2 protein-coding genes are annotated in these 1,235 nt (G+C 50.8%); both read right to left on the reverse strand.

Features of this window, described 5'->3' with window-relative positions:
- On the reverse strand, positions 1–784 hold a 784-nt coding region (pepT, locus tag AOQ29_RS08265; RefSeq protein WP_083989397.1), incomplete at its 3' end, for a peptidase T.
- 27 nt (positions 785–811) lie between these two features.
- Positions 812–1,235, reverse strand: a 424-nt coding sequence (locus AOQ29_RS08270; RefSeq protein ID WP_242977430.1) for a Nif3-like dinuclear metal center hexameric protein, incomplete at its 5' end; no start/stop codon positions are given.

Below are 1,235 nucleotides of genomic sequence, written 5' to 3' on the forward strand. Positions count from 1 at the left end.
CCTCTGTCTTTTCGGGACGGTCATGTTCAGGCAAAGTGTTATGGAAATCAATCCCAACTTGGATGGCGTTAACCATCGTGTCCTTGGCCGTTCCCGGATGAACGTTTTGACCGGTAATAGTCACTTCGGCTTGGGCGGCGTTAAAGGTCTCCCATTCTAATTCACCCAATGGTCCCCCATCAACGGTGTAGGCAAAGTCGGCGTCAAAAGCCTTAACATCGAAGTGGTTAGCCCCAATCCCAATTTCTTCATCGGGTCCAAAGGCAAAACGGACAGGACCGTGCTTGACTTCTGGGTGGGCCAACAAGTATTCGGCTAAGGCCAAAATTTCAGCAACCCCCGCCTTATCATCAGCACCAAGCAAGGTTGTTCCGTCGGTCGTGATCAAGTCGTGACCCTTATAGTTTTTCAAGTGTGGGAAGACTGCTGGGTCCAAAGAAAAGCCAGAAGTCCCAAGCTCAATCACTGATTGGCCGTCGTAATTGTTGATTTGTTGTGGTCGGACGTTTTGGCTTTCAAAGTCAGCCGTGTCAACGTGGGAAATAAAACCAACCTTAGCCCCCCCACCATTAGGTAAGTTTGAAGCCAATTCCGCAAAAACGTAGCCATCGGCCATGGTGCGGACATTGGTCAAACCAAGGTCTTTTAGTTCTTGGGCCAGGTCCTTTAAGAATTGGACTTCTTTGGGCGATGATGGTACCGTTTGGGACTCTTCATCCGACCGGGTATCAACCTGAACAAAACGCAAGAAACGCGACACTAAGTTGGGATACTTCTCAGACATGCAAAACCTCCTGGGGTTCAAACAGACCTAAAAATAGGTGTAGGGATCAGTATTGATTTGACTCACTGAGACGGGCAGGTCTTCAAACCACTCCCCCACCTTGGCGGCCATTGGTGCTTTGGCCAAGGCTTCCATGTGGTGGTCGGGGTCTAAGACTGCAAAGTCAGCGGCCAAAATATCATGACCAACATGGTAATACAAATCAGCCGTTAAGTAAAGGTCAGCGCCAGCTGTCTGGGCCGTCTTCCAATACTTACCACCATCACCACCGAGAACAGCGACCGTTTGAATGGGCTTTGCTGGATTATTGGCAATGACCCGGACAGCATCAACCTGGCAGATGGCTTTAATTTGCTGGGCGTATTCGGCAATCGTCACCGGTTGGGCCAAGTGGCCAATCCGTCCCAGGCCAGTTTGCCCGTCGGGGTTAGCCAAGAGCGGCTGGGCCTCT

This window comes from Fructobacillus ficulneus (genome assembly GCF_001047075.2).
Lineage (GTDB): Bacteria > Bacillota > Bacilli > Lactobacillales > Lactobacillaceae > Fructobacillus > Fructobacillus ficulneus.